Annotated in this window: 14 protein-coding genes; 9 read left to right on the top strand and 5 right to left on the bottom strand. The window is 34.5% G+C overall.

The features are described 5' to 3' along the window. Window positions 1–64 precede the first annotated feature (64 nt). A complete protein-coding gene (locus tag ACYSNV_RS09465) occupies window positions 65–961 on the top strand; it encodes a lysophospholipid acyltransferase family protein (RefSeq protein WP_461762331.1) in 897 nt (298 codons plus the stop codon). Between the two features lie 78 nt (window positions 962–1,039). Here the strand turns inward: ACYSNV_RS09465 and glmM are convergent, their stop codons facing one another. Continuing rightward, the gene (gene glmM / locus ACYSNV_RS09460; protein WP_461762330.1) at window positions 1,040–2,428 is read right to left on the bottom strand and encodes a phosphoglucosamine mutase; all 1,389 of its coding nucleotides are present in this window, start codon (window positions 2,426–2,428) and stop codon (window positions 1,040–1,042) included. A 103-nt stretch (window positions 2,429–2,531) separates the two neighbouring features. Between glmM and ACYSNV_RS09455 the strand changes: the two genes are divergently transcribed. The 8 genes from ACYSNV_RS09455 to nhaC all read left to right on the top strand — a co-directional run bounded on the left by ACYSNV_RS09455 (window position 2,532) and on the right by nhaC (window position 11,017). After that, on the top strand, window positions 2,532–3,122 hold the full coding sequence (locus ACYSNV_RS09455) for an acyl carrier protein phosphodiesterase (RefSeq protein WP_461762329.1): 591 nt from the start codon (window positions 2,532–2,534) through the stop codon (window positions 3,120–3,122). Window positions 3,123–3,157: 35 nt separating this feature from the next. Next, window positions 3,158–4,969 carry a chloride channel protein gene (locus ACYSNV_RS09450; RefSeq protein ID WP_461762328.1) on the top strand — a complete coding sequence of 604 codons (1,812 nt, stop codon included), beginning with the start codon at window positions 3,158–3,160 and terminating at the stop codon, window positions 4,967–4,969. A 572-nt stretch (window positions 4,970–5,541) separates the two neighbouring features. Continuing rightward, window positions 5,542–6,369, top strand: coding sequence for a serine O-acetyltransferase (locus ACYSNV_RS09445; RefSeq protein ID WP_461762412.1), 828 nt, complete (start codon window positions 5,542–5,544; stop codon window positions 6,367–6,369). Window positions 6,370–6,405: 36 nt separating this feature from the next. Beyond that, on the top strand, window positions 6,406–7,341 hold the full coding sequence (gene cysK / locus ACYSNV_RS09440; protein ID WP_461762327.1) for a cysteine synthase A: 936 nt from the start codon (window positions 6,406–6,408) through the stop codon (window positions 7,339–7,341). A gap of 139 nt (window positions 7,342–7,480) precedes the next feature. After that, entirely contained in the window at window positions 7,481–8,299 is an 819-nt protein-coding gene (locus ACYSNV_RS09435; protein WP_461762326.1) for a 5'-nucleotidase, lipoprotein e(P4) family, read from the top strand. Window positions 8,300–8,325: 26 nt separating this feature from the next. Next, window positions 8,326–8,787 carry a hypothetical protein gene (locus ACYSNV_RS09430; RefSeq protein ID WP_461762325.1) on the top strand — a complete coding sequence of 154 codons (462 nt, stop codon included), beginning with the start codon at window positions 8,326–8,328 and terminating at the stop codon, window positions 8,785–8,787. A gap of 186 nt (window positions 8,788–8,973) precedes the next feature. Next, entirely contained in the window at window positions 8,974–9,426 is a 453-nt protein-coding gene (locus ACYSNV_RS09425; RefSeq protein ID WP_461762324.1) for a hypothetical protein, read from the top strand. 133 nt (window positions 9,427–9,559) lie between these two features. Continuing rightward, a complete protein-coding gene (nhaC, locus tag ACYSNV_RS09420; protein WP_461762323.1) occupies window positions 9,560–11,017 on the top strand; it encodes a Na+/H+ antiporter NhaC in 1,458 nt (485 codons plus the stop codon). A 130-nt stretch (window positions 11,018–11,147) separates the two neighbouring features. Here nhaC and guaB read toward each other — a convergent pair whose 3' ends face one another. From guaB to ACYSNV_RS09400, 4 genes are all read right to left on the bottom strand, one after another. Next, window positions 11,148–12,620: an IMP dehydrogenase gene (gene guaB, locus ACYSNV_RS09415; protein WP_461762322.1), complete on the bottom strand. Its 1,473-nt coding sequence runs from the start codon at window positions 12,618–12,620 to the stop codon at window positions 11,148–11,150. Between the two features lie 57 nt (window positions 12,621–12,677). Beyond that, the gene (locus tag ACYSNV_RS09410; RefSeq protein ID WP_461762321.1) at window positions 12,678–13,544 is read right to left on the bottom strand and encodes a hydroxymethylglutaryl-CoA lyase; all 867 of its coding nucleotides are present in this window, start codon (window positions 13,542–13,544) and stop codon (window positions 12,678–12,680) included. Window positions 13,545–13,704: 160 nt separating this feature from the next. Next, complete coding sequence (locus ACYSNV_RS09405) at window positions 13,705–14,343, bottom strand: LysE family translocator (RefSeq protein WP_461762320.1); 639 nt, start codon at window positions 14,341–14,343, stop codon at window positions 13,705–13,707. Between the two features lie 3 nt (window positions 14,344–14,346). Further along, window positions 14,347–15,369, bottom strand: a complete 1,023-nt coding sequence (locus ACYSNV_RS09400; protein ID WP_461762319.1) for a quinone-dependent dihydroorotate dehydrogenase — start codon at window positions 15,367–15,369, stop codon at window positions 14,347–14,349. Window positions 15,370–15,476: the final 107 nt, after the last annotated feature.

Genomic DNA, 15,476 nt, shown 5'->3' with positions numbered 1-15,476 from the left:
ATCCTAAATATTATTAAAAACAAATCCCTTGAAGTATCTTTGTGGCAAACACCCAATTTTTAGTATGAAATTTTTAGCATATATTCTTGCATATCCCTTTTTATGGCTTATTTCTAAGCTACCTTTTACTATTTTTTATTTTATTTCGGATGTGTTTTTTGTTCTTACTTACTATATAATTAGATACAGAAGAAAAACAGTACGCAATAATATTCGAATTACCATGCCTGAGCTTAGTGATAGTCAGGTAAAGCAAATAGAGAAGCAATTCTATCGTCATTTATGTGACATCTTTTTGGAGATGATTAAAACCATGACCATCTCCGCAGAAGAATTAGAAAAAAGGTTCGTATTTACTAATCCAGAATTAGTTACCAATGCTCAAAATCAAGGAAAAAGCATTACTTTGTTCTGTGCCCATTACGCAAACTGGGAATGGCTTATTATATTCACTAAGGAAATTAAATATCAAGGTTATGCTGTTTATAAAAAAATAAACAATCCTTATTTTGATAAAATGATTGCTAAGATCCGTTCAAGATTCGGAACCAAGTTAATTGAAATGAAGCAAACCATTCGGGCCATTAGAACCAACGAAGTGGCTGGTGATAAAGGTTTTTATGCCTTTATTAGCGACCAATCGCCAATGATCAGTAAATCAAATTGCTGGCAAGAGTTCATGGGTATTGAAGTCCCTATCTTTACCGGAGGAGAAGCATTGTGTAAAAAATTTGACATGGTACCTTTATATCTTCAAGTGCAATATGTAAAAAGAGGACATTACCAGTGTACTTTTATTCCCCTGAGCCAAGAATCGGAAGATGTTAGTAAAATTCCTAATTATGAATTATCTAGACGTTTTTTAGATCAAGTTGAAAAACAAATTCGCCAAGCACCTCAATACTATTTTTGGACCCACAAAAGGTGGAAACATCAAGGTAATAAACCTAAAAATTTATAATTTATAAAAATGCCCCAAATAATTTAAAAATTATTTGGGGCATTTTATTTGGCTGTAAACCAGCTTATCTTTCTTGTATTAAATTCCTGCTATAACACGTAATTCTTCAATCATACGAGTGGCTAAATCGTCAGCTTGCTTTTGGGTATGCGCCTCGGTATAAATACGAATAATAGGCTCTGTGTTTGACTTTCTTAAATGTACCCAACTTTCTGGAAAATCAATTTTCACCCCATCAATGGTTGAAATTTCTTGATTGGAATAATTCTCCGCTATTTGTTCCAAGATCATATCTACATTTAACTTCGGGGTTAGCTCGATTTTATTTTTACTCATAAAGTATTGTGGATAAGAAGCTCTTAACTCACTAACACTTTTGGTTTGCTTGGCTAGATGAGTTAAAAATAAAGCAACCCCAACCAGAGCGTCTCTTCCATAATGACTCTCTGGATAAATAATACCTCCGTTTCCTTCTCCGCCTATAATAGCATTGGTTTGTTTCATTAAACTAACCACATTTACCTCACCTACGGCTGCAGCACTATATTTTGCGTTTTTACTTAAAGTTACATCGCGTAAAGCTCTTGAGGAAGATAAATTAGACACGGTATTTCCAGGGGTTTGTCCCAAAACATAGTCAGCAACAGCAACCAAGGTATACTCCTCTCCAAACATCTCACCTTGTTCGGTAATAAAAGCTAAACGATCCACATCAGGGTCAACAACAATTCCCAAATCTGCCTTTTTCTCTACAACCAGCTTACAAATATCTTCTAAATGCTCTTTTAATGGCTCTGGGTTATGTGGGAACTCCCCATTTGGCTCACAATAAAGTTTTACAACCTCTACACCTAAAGCTTCTAAAAGACGTGGAATCACAATTCCACCACTTGAATTTACTCCATCTACAACAACTTTAAACTTTCTTTGTTTGATGGCTTGAACATCTACAAGTTTCAACTTTAAAACCTCTTGGATATGCAAATCCATGTAATTATCTATTACTTTGATTTTACCCAAATCATCTACTTGTGCAAAATCAAAGGTATCTTTATCTGCAATTTCAATGATTTTAGCTCCTTGTTCAGCATCTAAAAACTCTCCTTTTTCGTTTAAAAGCTTCAAGGCATTCCATTGTTTTGGATTATGAGAAGCCGTTAATATAATTCCACCATCGGCTTTCTCTAAAGCAACAGCTACTTCAACTGTAGGCGTGGTTGATAGTCCTAGATCTATTACATCGATTCCAAGACCCACTAAAGTATACATAACCAGATTGTGAATCATCTCACCAGAGATACGTGCATCTCTTCCAATTACAACAGTCAATTTTTTCTTGGATGAATTATTCTTTAAAAAACTTCCATATGCAGAAGCAAACTTTACTGCATCAACAGGGGTTAAGTTCTCTGCCACTTTGCCTCCTATTGTTCCTCGGATACCAGAAATGGATTTAATTAATGTCATATGTATTTTTTTTTTGTATTACTACAAATATAACACAAATCCCAACGTACAAAGCTTTATATTTGACAAATCACAATTTTGAATCAACCTTAGGAAATAACAAATGAATTTCTTAGCACATATATATCTTTCAAAAGAAATAGACCATTTAAAGATTGGTAATTTCATTGCCGATTCAGTTGTTGGAAAGCGCTACTTGGATTATCCACCACAAATACAAAAAGGTATTATTTTACACCGTCATATTGATACTTTTACAGATTCTCATCCTATATGGAGATCAAGTAAAAAGCACATAGTTCCTGTCTATGGACACTACTCGGGTGTTATTGTGGATATGTATTACGATTATTTTTTGGCTCTTCATTGGGATAAGTTTTGCAATGTTGCTCTACAGAGCTATGCCCAGAGTTTTTATAATTTATTACAAAACAATTTTGAGCTCTTACCTAAAAAGGTACAAAACTTTTTACCTATTATGATTCAAGAGAATTGGCTGGTTAAATACAAAACCATACAAGGTTTAAGTTATATTTTAAAACAGATGGATACCAGAACCAAAGGGATATCAAAAATGAGTCAGGCCACAAACCAACTTATAGAACATCATCAAGAGTTAGAGAGTCAATTTTTTGCTTTTTTCAAAGAATTACAACAAGAAGTAGATTTTTTTATGTCTTTAAACAAATTTTAACTTAAATTAGGCTTTAGATTTGTTTTGCTAAAGCTATGAAGAATATTTTCTCCCATTTTTTAAATTTTATTAAACTACTTTTTAGGTATTTAGAAGGTATTTTATTTTTTATAAAATCCATAACCACAGAACGACAATATTTATATATATCTTGTATAATCGTTGGGGCATCCTCTGGGGTTGCGGTAGTAATTTTGAAAACTTTTGCAGAGAGTATTTTAAAATTTGCCACGCATGTACAAGGTATATCAAGTATTCCTTTTAGTTTTAGTCTCTTGCCTATTGTGGGAATTATTCTAACGGTATTTGTTATCAAAAAGTTCTTTAATGGTACTTTAGAAAAAGGTACCACAGAAATTATGATCTCTATTGCTAAAAAAGCTGGTATTATTCCTAAAAAACAAATGTATGCTCAAATACTAACTAGTTCGTTAACCGTTGGCTTTGGAGGTTCTCTTGGTTTGGAATCTCCCACGGCTATAACTGGCGCTGCTTTTGGTTCAAATTATGCCCAGAATTACCTTTTACCCTACAAAGACCGTATCATATTGTTGGCCAGTGGAGTAGCGGCAGGAATTTCCGCCATGTATAACGCGCCTATTGGAGGTATTTTCTATGCTGTTGAGATTATTCTCCTAGAGGTGTCTATCTCTTCCTTTATTCCTATTATGATAGCTAGTGTAACGGGCAATTTAGTTGCAAACTCCATCAAAGATGAAGGCCTTCTTTTATTTGTTAAACAACAATTTGAATTCAATGCCAATCAAATCCCCATATATATATTATTGGGTGTAGCCATTGGCTTTTTTAGTGTTTATCATGCTAGAATGTTTCGTTTTACCATGAGAAAATTAAATAGCTATGTAAATCACCCTTATAAAAAGGCCATTATTGGAGGAGGCATTTTGGGTCTTTTAATTCTTGTATTCCCCTCCCTATTTGGTGAGGGTTATGGTAGTGTGCGCATGTTAATTAGCGATAGCCCCCAACAAATATTACATAAAACTATTTTAGAGCACTTATCCTCGAACTCCTGGGTATTATTAGTCTTTGTAATAGCTGCTGGTTTTATAAAAACTTTTGCTGTTGGTCTTACCTTAGGTAGTGGGGGAAATGGTGGAGATTTCGGACCAGCGTTATTTGTGGGTTCTTATATGGGATTTGCCTTTGGAAAACTACTTACTTTAATTGGCTTGTCTAATGTTCCTGTTCAAGGTTTCGCTGTGGTTGGTATGGCCGGGGTTATCACCGCCCTTTTCCACTCCCCTTTAACGGCTATTTTTCTGATTGTCGAGGTTACAAGTAGTTATGCCTTACTCCCTCCTATGCTTATTGTTGTGGCAATTAGTTATGCTATTTCTAAAAAATTGGAAAACTATTCGATGGATCTCAAAGAAGTTGTTCCAACTGGAATGGTTTTTACCACCGATAAAGATGCTAATATTTTAAATACTATTAATCCTATTTCGTATCTAAAAAATGATTACCGTGTTTTAAGCGATCAAGCCAGTATACAACAAGTAGTTGAAATCTTTTCAACCACCAGTCAAGTATTTATTCCATTGGTGGATAGTGAACAAAAAGTGGTTGGAGTTATATCTTTAGCTAAATCAAGAACTTTACTATTTAATTCTGCCGATTTAGAAAAAACACCCCTTTCAAGTATAATAAGTCCTGCTACGGTACTAACCTACAACGATTCGGCCAAAACATTTGTAGATACTTTTGATCAAAATCATTTACTATTTATTTTAGTTGAGCAGGATAATAAATATGCGGGATATGTAGAGAAAAATGACATTATGGATGCTTATCGTCAAAACTTAAAGACCCTTTGGATAGGTTAAAAAAAAAATAGAAATAATGTACAATATTTGACCCAGCAAACAGTTATATATAATATACAAAGATTTATAAAATGAAAGGTCATCCTTTTAGGGATGACCTTATCACAGCATAATATGTAATTAACTTATTTTATGATTCTTAAAAATAGAACAACAAAACAACAAAACCAAATTTCCTTGTAAGTAGCCAACTCATTAGAAATTTAAAATAAAATCTATTTTTCGAACATAACAATATTCCATAAATGCTTTGTTGAATCACTTCGCCTTCGTAATTCACTAACAAATGTAAGCTATTTACAACGGAATTTGTTTGTGTTATTTACTTTTTAACAATTGTTATCCAAAATAGATACCGAAAATTTAATATATTATAAATCAAACAATTACAACAGCTCTGTAGGTTATATTAATTACCGTATTTGTTATATTTCGTTAAAAAAATGCGTTTAAGATCTTATTTTATTACTTTTACCTATCAAGTAAAAAATGAACCTTAAAAGTAATTATCAAATTTAAATAATTTTATTTTTTTTAAGGAAACTTACCCATAAATGCGTCATTTTATGTCTATGCATACACAGTTTATAAAAGAGCTTTTACATCAAAATGAAAGTTCAGAATCTTTCTTAGATAAAAAACGAATTGAAAAATACACCGATAGTCTTTTTCACTTTCTCTTCCAACTTGAAGACAAAAAATACCTCTCCGAACAGGCATTAAATATAAGGATTGAGTGTTTAAAAAATGAATTAACATCCATTGTATTCAATATCAATCACGATGGTGAAAAATCCAATAAAATAGCACAAGAGTTTTTTAAGGCCTTACCCGATATTTATTTTGTTTTACAAAGTGATGCAAAGGCTATCTTACAAAACGATCCCGCGGCCACTACCCTACAAGAGGTTTATATAGCTTATCCCGGATTTTATGCCATTGCAATCTACAGGTTCGCCCATCAGTTACAACAACAAAAAGTAGGGCTATTACCTAGAATATGGACAGAATATGCCCATAGTAAAACGGGCATCGATATTCATCCATCGGCAAAAATAGGAAGTAATTTTTGCATTGATCACGGAACTGGCATTGTAATAGGAGAAACTTGCATTATTGGCAATAATGTAAAGATATACCAAGGTGTAACCCTAGGGGCAATCTCAGTGTCAAAGGACAGGGCAAATACCACAAGACATCCCTTTATACAAGACAACGTAATTATATACTCTGGTGCTACCATTTTAGGAGGTGACACTGTTATTGGGCATGATACGATTATCGGAGGAAATGTTTGGCTTACAAAAAGCGTTGAACCCCATTCGATTATTTACAGTAAAAGCAAGAGTTATTCAAAAGACCAAGAACTAGATCATAAACCAATTAATTTTGTAATATAAATTTATTACTTTTTATTTCACTTAAAATCTAAGCTTATGAAATTAGACAATATTCTACAGGCAATTGGTAATACGCCACATGTTAAGATCAATAACCTTTTTCCAAAGGACATAGAGGTTTGGATTAAATTAGAGAAGCAAAATCCTGGAGGTAGTTTAAAGGACCGAATCGCCTTGGCAATGCTTTTAGATGCCCAAGAAAAAGGTTTAATCAATAAACAAACCACCATTATTGAACCAACCTCTGGTAATACAGGAGTTGGTCTAGCTATGGCTTGTGCTGTGTTGGGTTATAAGTTAATTCTTGTTATGCCTGAATCCATGAGTATGGAAAGAAGAAAATTAATGGCTGCTTACGGAGCTAAATTTGTCTTAACACCCAAAGAGCTTGGAACCGCTGGTTCTGTTTCCAAAGCAAGTGAACTAGCCCAGGAGATGGACAATGCATGGGTTCCGCAACAATTTAATAACCTTGCTAATCCACAAATTCACCGTCAAACCACAGCCCAGGAAATAATTCAAGATTTTCCACAAGGAATAGACTATTTAATCACCGGAATCGGTACAGGAGGTCATATTACTGGGGTAGCAGAGGTGTTAAAACAAAAATTTCCTAATTTAAAAGTTTATGGAGTTGAACCAGAGAACTCCCCTGTATTAAGTGGTGGTAAACCAGGCCCGCACCCTATACAAGGAATCGGTGCTGGTTTTATTCCCAAGGTAATTAATACCGATATTTTAGATGGAATTATTACCATTGGCAAACAAGAGGCTTACCAATACACAAATGACATTGCTAGTAAAGAAGGAATACTTGCTGGAATATCCACCGGTGGGTCACTTGCAGCGATTGCCAAACATCTAGAATTTATACCTAAAGGATCTACCGTATTAACTTTTAATTACGACACAGGAGAAAGATACTGGTCGGTGGAAGATTTATTTGATGAAAAAGCAGCAGAAATAAAATAGAACTATAAAGCCTATAAAGTATACAAACAAGAATCTACAATAAATTCAACATGTAGATTCTTGTTGTTATTTAAACCCTAACAAAATTTTTAGATTTAAATACGTACTTTTGCAGCAAATTACAAACACCCAAACAATTATGCTAAAAAGATCCGTGCTTATTGCAACATTTGCCTTTGCAGCCTTGGCCTCGTGCTCTTCGGTACCTAAAACGCAGGCTAATTCAAGCAATCAAGAGTTAAACAACATTGAAATAAATGGAAAGCTATATGCGGCGGTTTTTCAACAAAATGCAGCTGAATACCAGGCTTTATGTGCGCAAGCCTTTAATATTGCTACCCTACAGCTGGATAATATCCTACAACAAGCTCACGAAAAACCACTTGCAATTGTAACTGATATTGATGAAACTTTCTTAGATAACTCCCCCTATGCAGTACAAATGGCAAGACAAGGGAAATCTTTTTCACAAGAATCTTGGAATAAATGGACTGCTAAGGCAGATGCTAAACCAGTTCTTGGAAGCTTGGAGTTTTTTAAATATGCCGAATCTAAAGGAGTTGAAGTATACTACATTACCAATCGTAAGACCGAAGATAAGGCAGCTACAATTGAAAATTTAGTAAAGTATAATTTCCCTTTTGCTGACCAACAGCACGTTATTGTTAGAGACCAAGAGTCAAGTAAAGACGCTCGTAGACAAGCATTGAGTCAAACACACGAAATTGTTTTACTTCTAGGGGATAATCTATCGGATTTCGCAACTGTTTTTGATAAAAAAACACAAGCAGAGCGTTTAGAACAAGTTAAAACAAATCAAGAGTTATTTGGTAAAAAGTTTATCGTATTTCCAAATCCGGGATATGGAGATTGGGAGGCTGCTTTGTTTGAGTATGCAAAAGATTTAACTCCAAAACAAAAAGATGAAATCTACAATAACAGCGTAAAAGGTTTTTAAATTAATTATAAATACATACAATAATCATGAAAAAATTCTTAGCCATGGCCTTTGCCATAACACTTTGTTTAACAATATGGAGTTGTTCAAGTAGTGATGACGAGGTTATTCGTACTGAAACACCTGTGCAACTTTATCCAGGTTTATGGGAAACAGATATGTTGACCTATAATATTCCGAATATTCATTCAGGTACATACAAATATTCACAAATGACCGATATGTTTGGTGAGGAGTTCTTTACAAAAGAGACTTTTGAAATTGTTTCAAACAACGAAATTATCTTAAAACAATACACAGGAAAAGGTGAGGTAAAAGGTCCTTTTGTTGGTAAACTTGAAGACAATTACCTTGTTTTTAATTCTGGTATAGAAAAAAGAAAAATATCAAAAAGTAATGAATTCGAATTCACTTTAGTATACGATATGTTTTTCTTTAACACCAAAGCACCTGTGGAGGTTACTCAAATTAGAGCTAGTGAAAAATAAACTATCTTTACTTTAGTTTTTTTATCCATTGCGATATAAAGAAATCTTCTATCTTTTTAAGGTAGAAGATTTTTTTTATCTAGGCCACAATCCAAGGTATGTTAAAATAAAATTTCTCCTGGTTTTTTAAGCCATTTTTCGCTTTGTTTTTTTTATATTGCTCCCCAATTAACCTTTTAAAACAAAATGAAAAAACTAGCCACATTAAGCTTCATGTTCTTGTGTTTAATATTAACAACAAGTTGTAGCTCGGATTTAGATCAAAGTCCTGAAATTAATTCGTTCCTTGGTAGATGGGAAGCCAAAGAGATTAGCTATAAAGAAGGTACTAAATTCATCAAAAAACCTTATAAAGAGTTAAAAGAATTTAGCAAAAATGAAATTCTTGAAATCTACACAGATGATAACAATACCGTAGAGTTAATCCAATATCCAGCAAATCAAGAAGAACCAAAAATTTACTTTGGAACTTATAGTTATGATCAAATAACTCTTAGTGGATTGTCTCAAGTAAGAATTATTACTAAAATCTCTGGTAATTATATAACTATAGCCACAAGAATGATTATAGATGATAAATTAACCGACGTTTCTATTGAATATGCTACTATAGGGCCACCAAGAGACCCAGAAAAATAAAATATTGGTAATTAAAATATAGCCGTTTCTAAAGAGAAACGGCTATATTTTTTAACTAATACTTTTCTTGTTACTCAAACACAATAATTATATGTAACTTTCTATGGTTATTATATTTTCATTTTTTTAAAACATGCCAACAAAACCACAAAAAAAAATAACCTTACTTCAAGCACTGATCCCGATGCTTTTTTTAATTGCACTACTGGGCTTTAACGTCTTTATCTACAAGGCTGAATCCTTGGCTGGAAGCAACCAATTCATATTACTACTTGCCGGACTGGTAGCTATATTAGTTGGGTTATATAACAAGGTTTCGTATGAAAAGATAATAAATAAAATCACCAAAAATGTAAAAGACACCGCTAGGGCCATATTTATTTTACTTTTAGTGGGAAGTCTCTCGGGGACTTGGTTACTAAGTGGAGTTATTCCCACAATGATTTACTATGGCCTACAGTTATTAAATCCCGATATTTTTCTGCCTTGTTGTGTGATAATCTGCTCTATTATTTCTTTAGCCACAGGGAGCTCTTGGACTACCTCAGCGACAGTAGGTATAGCCTTAATAGGCATTGGAAACACCATGGGAATAAATCCAGCGATAAGTGCGGGGGCCATCATATCGGGAGCCTATTTTGGCGACAAACTATCCCCTTTATCAGATACCACTAACTTAGCTGCAGCTTTAGCTGGTACAGATCTTTTTACCCACATACGATATATGATGTACACCACGGTACCCACTTATATTGTAACTTTATTGGCTTTTATTGGGATAAGTTTCACTAGTAATACTGTATCAACCTTAGATATGAGTCAGACCCTGCAAGCCATTGAGTCTACCTTTTATATTACTCCTTGGCTATTTTTAGTACCTGTTGTGGTGGTTGCTTGTATTTTATTAAAAGTTAAGCCCATAATGGCGCTATTACTTGGCACTTTACTTGGAGCTTGTTTTGCCCTAATTTTTCAAGGCAAGATAGTAGCAATGGTAGCAGGAAGTGATTCCTTGACAATCCTATCGGGATATAAAGGAATTATGAATGCCATTACCACAGATATACAAATTATATCACCCATGGAAAGCCTAAATAGTTTATTTGCAGCCGGGGGTATGAAAAGCATGTTAAATACGGTTTGGTTAATTCTATGTGCCATGTTTTTTGGAGGAGCCATGGAAGCCATCGGGGCACTAAAGAAAATAACACAAGCTCTTTTACACATTGCCAAAAGTGTTTTTTCTTTATTTGCAAGTACTATAGCTAGTTGTATAGTAGTGAATTTAACGGCATCCGAACAGTATTTATCTATTGTTATTCCGGGTAAAATGTTTGCCAAAGAGTATCAAAAAAGAAATCTAGCACCAGAGAATTTAAGTCGAACTTTAGAGGATGGTGGTACGGTTACCTCTGTGCTTATTCCATGGACCACTTGTGGAGCTTATCACGCGGGGGTTCTAGGGGTAGAAACCCTAGCCTACTTACCTTATGCTTTTTTTAATCTAATAAGTCCTATTATGAGTTTATTATTAGTTGGACTTAAGATTAAGATTAGAACCCTGGTTAACAATAAAAGCGAATTAAACTAGATTTTGAGTATCAAAATAACATATTCAATATAAGCTAGTATTTAATAAGCAGTAAATAAAAAAGCGATAATATTAATGCCTTTAAAAGACATCCATATTATCGCTTTTTTTATAACCAAAAAATCAAAACCTATCTAGAATAGTTCGGCGCTGACTTTGTAATTGTAATATTGTGAGGATGGCTTTCTCCAATACCCGAAGCAGTTAATTGTACAAATCTTGCCACTTGTTGAAGTGTTGGAATATCTTTAGCCCCGCAGTAGCCCATACCGGCGCGTAAACCTCCTATAAACTGTAGCATACTCTCGTGTAACTCTCCTTTATAGGCTACTCGTCCTTCGATTCCCTCAGGTACTAATTTTTTCACATCATCCTCTACATCTTGGAAGTATCTATCTTTTGAACCTTGCTTCATAGCCGCAACAGATCCCATACCACGATAAGCTTTAAACTTTCTTCCTTCAAAAATAATTGTTTCCCCTGGAGACTCTTTTGTACCAGCTAGCATAGAACCAAGCATAACACAATCCGCTCCTGCACCAATGGCTTTAGGTATATCACCAGTGTAACGTAACCCTCCATCTGCAATTACCGGAACACCAGTACCTTTTAAGGCCGCTGCAACTTCCATAACTGCTGAGAATTGTGGAAAACCAACACCCGCTACAACTCTAGTTGTACAAATTGAGCCCGGACCTATTCCAACTTTTACAGCATCGGCTCCATTTTCAACAAGAAATAAAGCGGCCTCTGGCGTGGCGATATTACCAACTACCACATCAATATCAGGAAATGCAGCCTTTACTTGTTTTAAAACTCCGATAACCCCTTGAGAATGCCCGTGAGCTGTATCAATAATTAAAGCATCTACTCCTGCGTTTACTAAAGCAGTAGCTCTTTCAACAGCATCACTAGTTACCCCTAAAGCAGCAGCAACACGTAAACGACCATATTTATCTTTATTCGCGTTTGGTTTTAAAGTAAGTTTAGTGATATCTCTAAAGGTAATTAAACCAACTAGTTTATTTTGTGGATTAACCACCGGTAGTTTCTCAATCTTGTTTTGTTGAAGAATTTCCTCTGCTTGAGCTAAAGTAGTTCCCTCTTTGGCGGTAACTAAGTTCTCTTTAGTCATAACTTGGGTAATTGGTCTTGAAAAATCTTTTTCAAAACGCATATCTCTATTGGTAATAATCCCTTGTAAGATTCCATTGTCATCCACAATCGGAATACCTCCTATACTAAATTCTGCCATTGCTTGTTTAGCATCTCCAACAGTGGCTGTTAGTGGTAAGGTTACCGGATCGATGATCATACCTGATTCGGCTCTTTTAACCTTTCTCACTTCTTTGGCTTGCTCTAAAGTGGTCATGTTTTTGTGAATAACTCCTATTCCACCCTCACGAGCCATAGCAATAGCCATATCACTTTCTGTAACCGTATCCATAGCTGCAGAAACAACTGGAACGTTTAATGTAATATTTCTTGAAAATTGAGTTTTTAAACTTACCTCGCGTGGTAGTACTTCTGAATAGTTAGGAACTAATAGAACGTCATCGTAGGTAAGACCTTGACCGATGATTTTAGCTGTGTGTGCTTTCATGTGCAATTGTAGTTGAATTGCACGCAAATTTAGCTTTTTTTACTCAAGTAAAAAAATCTAGTGGTAAAAATTAAATATTTTTAACGCTTCATTATAAGAACTCTCAAAAGACATTGCACTTAAATTGGTAGTTACCTTATTTGCAGTAAAATAACTCAACAGCTTCTCCGTTGGCATATTACCTGTTAGGTCATCCTTAGCCATTGGACATCCTCCAAAGCCCATTATAGCCCCGTCAAAACGTCTACATCCGGATTTAAATGCTGCGTCTACTTTCTCAAACCACGAATCTTTTGTGGTGTGAAGATGAGCTCCGAATTCTACATTAGGGTAAGCTGGAATTAAACTAGAGAATAAATAATCTATAACCTGTGGAGTTGATGAGCCCACGGTATCGGAAAGCGAAATGATGTTTACTCCCATCTGGCACAGCACCTGGGTCCACTTACCTACTATTTCCACACTCCAAGGATCTCCGTAAGGGTTACCAAAGCCCATAGAAAGATAAGCCACCACTTGTTTGTTGTGTTTACTAGCAATATCCAAAATCTCTTGAAGGGTTACTAAAGATTCGGCAATAGTTTTATGGGTATTTCGCATTTGAAAATTCTCAGAGATAGAAAACGGAAATCCTAAATATTGTATCTGCTCATACATAGCGGCTTGTTGGGCTCCTCTTGTATTGGCAATAATTGCAAGTAGTTTGCTTTTGGTTTGACTCAGATCCAGCCCTTGAAGAACCTCTGGGGTATCTTTCATTTGTGCAATGGCCTTAGGAGATACAAAACTACCAAAATCAATTGTATCAAATCCAACTCTTAGCAAAGACTGAATATACTGTATTTTCTTTTGTGTCGGTATGAACATCTTAATGCCTTGCATTGCATCGCGAGGACATTCTATAATTTTTACATCTACTTGCATAATTTCAAATATAAAGGAAATACTGACAATAATCAAAAACAAAGAAACACTATTTGAGACTATTTTTTTTTCTAAAGCAGGTGATTTGAGCCCTGAGAATCAATTCAATAAAAAAAATCGACCTTTCAAATAGTAAAAAGTCGATTTTTTCTGTCTTTATTTAAAAAAGACTATACCACAAAAAAACTCCTAGTAAACTAAAAATTACAACTTGTAGCCATTTAATTATTTTATTAAATAAAACACTTTGTAGGATAAACTTTGAAAAATAACCTGCCACATTACAAATCACAAAGAATATCACAAAGGCTTGTAGGATAAATATCACTCCTAAAACTAGCACTTGATCTTTTATTGACCAAGAACTATTAATGGATAAAAAACTAGGGAACAATGCCAAAAAAAACATCATAACCTTAGGATTTAAAACATTCATCCAAAATCCTTTTTGCATAAATCCTAAAAAACTAGCTTTCTCTTTGGAGCTATTTGATATAGCAATGGGACTTATTTCAACAGGTTGCTTGAAAATCTGATAAGCAAGCCAGAGTAAATAACTCCCTCCAAAAATTTTTATACCTCCAAAGGCTAATTCAGAATTTATGATCAAACTTGAAACCCCAAAAGCAAAGAGACTCAAATGCACTACTAAACCAGTAAGGAGTCCAAAAATAATAGCCAAACCAGATCTTGTTCCATGGGTAACGCTTTGCGATATAACATATAACACATCTGGCCCTGGGCTAAGAGTTAACAATACACTTGTAAAGAAAAACCCATATAACACTTCATAAGGCATTATCTATTTTCTTTGAGCTAAAATGCTTTTGTTGATTTGTTTGATTAACTCTGGTCCTTGGTAAATAAAACCAGTATAAAGTTGTATTAAACTAGCCCCTGCTTCTAATTTATCTAAAGCATCCTGAGCTGAGTGTATCCCCCCTACTCCAATAATTGGGAAACTTTTATTACTTTTCTCAGACAAGAATCGAATTACCTGGGTACTTCTATGGGTTAACGGTTTCCCACTTAACCCACCAACTTGGTTTTGTTGGGGACTAATCAAAGAATCTCTACTTATTGTGGTATTGGTTGCGATAACACCCGCGATTTTTGTTTCCTGAACAATTTCTATAATATCTAATAATTGGTCATCGGTTAAATCCGGGGCAATTTTCAACAAAATTGGCTTTGGTTTACTCTTTTTATTATTATCGTTTTGTAAAGTATTAAGCAAAGCCTTTAAAGGTTCTTTGTCTTGTAATTCACGTAGATTCGGAGTATTAGGACTACTTACATTTACCACAAAATAATCCACGTAATTAAAAAGAGCTTCAAAACATGCTTTATAATCTTCAATGGCTTGATCATTAGGAGTTGTTTTATTCTTGCCTATGTTTCCACCAATTAAAGTTCCTTTGTTTTTCTTTAAGTGCTCAACGGCCTGTTTAACTCCTTGGTTGTTAAAACCCATACGGTTAATCAATCCAGCGTCTTGCTTTAAACGAAATAATCTTTTTTTGGGATTACCCTCTTGTGCTCTTGGAGTTAGAGTACCTATTTCTATAAAGCCAAAACCAAAGTTCTCTAATTCACCATAAAGCTTTGCGTCTTTATCCAACCCAGCTGCCAGTCCTACAGGATTTTTAAACTTTAATCCAAAAACCTCTGTTTCTAACCTTGGATCGTTTAGTTGACAATTGGCTCTAATTAAACCAGAAACACCTGGTATTTTATTTAAAAACTTCAAACTACGGAAGGTAAAATGATGAACACTCTCTGGATCAAATTTAAAAAGAATAGGGCGAATTAAGCTTTTGTACATTGTGCTATTATTGTGATGTTGTGTTTTAATTTGGGCAAAGGTAATACTTTTCCGTATGCCAAAATAATGGTAATTGCGGATTTTTTATTATCTGCTTTTTTAGTTAA

This window comes from Myroides sp. LJL119 (assembly GCF_054871605.1).
This window is presented reverse-complemented; position numbering and strand designations above follow the sequence as displayed.

What these genes read in the sequence shown, in the direction of transcription:
- ACYSNV_RS09450 (WP_461762328.1), top strand. Translation starts at nt 3,158, where the DNA reads ATGAAGAATATTTTCTCCCATTTTTTAAATTTTATTAAACTACTTTTT.
- glmM (WP_461762330.1), bottom strand. Translation starts at nt 2,428, where the DNA reads ATGACATTAATTAAATCCATTTCTGGTATCCGAGGAACAATAGGAGGC.
- ACYSNV_RS09435 (WP_461762326.1), top strand. Translation starts at nt 7,481, where the DNA reads ATGCTAAAAAGATCCGTGCTTATTGCAACATTTGCCTTTGCAGCCTTG.
- ACYSNV_RS09410 (WP_461762321.1), bottom strand. Translation starts at nt 13,544, where the DNA reads ATGCAAGTAGATGTAAAAATTATAGAATGTCCTCGCGATGCAATGCAA.
- ACYSNV_RS09455 (WP_461762329.1), top strand. Translation starts at nt 2,532, where the DNA reads ATGAATTTCTTAGCACATATATATCTTTCAAAAGAAATAGACCATTTA.
- nhaC (WP_461762323.1), top strand. Translation starts at nt 9,560, where the DNA reads ATGCCAACAAAACCACAAAAAAAAATAACCTTACTTCAAGCACTGATC.
- ACYSNV_RS09430 (WP_461762325.1), top strand. Translation starts at nt 8,326, where the DNA reads ATGAAAAAATTCTTAGCCATGGCCTTTGCCATAACACTTTGTTTAACA.
- ACYSNV_RS09445 (WP_461762412.1), top strand. Translation starts at nt 5,542, where the DNA reads ATGCATACACAGTTTATAAAAGAGCTTTTACATCAAAATGAAAGTTCA.
- ACYSNV_RS09400 (WP_461762319.1), bottom strand. Translation starts at nt 15,369, where the DNA reads ATGTACAAAAGCTTAATTCGCCCTATTCTTTTTAAATTTGATCCAGAG.
- cysK (WP_461762327.1), top strand. Translation starts at nt 6,406, where the DNA reads ATGAAATTAGACAATATTCTACAGGCAATTGGTAATACGCCACATGTT.
- guaB (WP_461762322.1), bottom strand. Translation starts at nt 12,620, where the DNA reads ATGAAAGCACACACAGCTAAAATCATCGGTCAAGGTCTTACCTACGAT.
- ACYSNV_RS09465 (WP_461762331.1), top strand. Translation starts at nt 65, where the DNA reads ATGAAATTTTTAGCATATATTCTTGCATATCCCTTTTTATGGCTTATT.
- ACYSNV_RS09425 (WP_461762324.1), top strand. Translation starts at nt 8,974, where the DNA reads ATGAAAAAACTAGCCACATTAAGCTTCATGTTCTTGTGTTTAATATTA.
- ACYSNV_RS09405 (WP_461762320.1), bottom strand. Translation starts at nt 14,343, where the DNA reads ATGCCTTATGAAGTGTTATATGGGTTTTTCTTTACAAGTGTATTGTTA.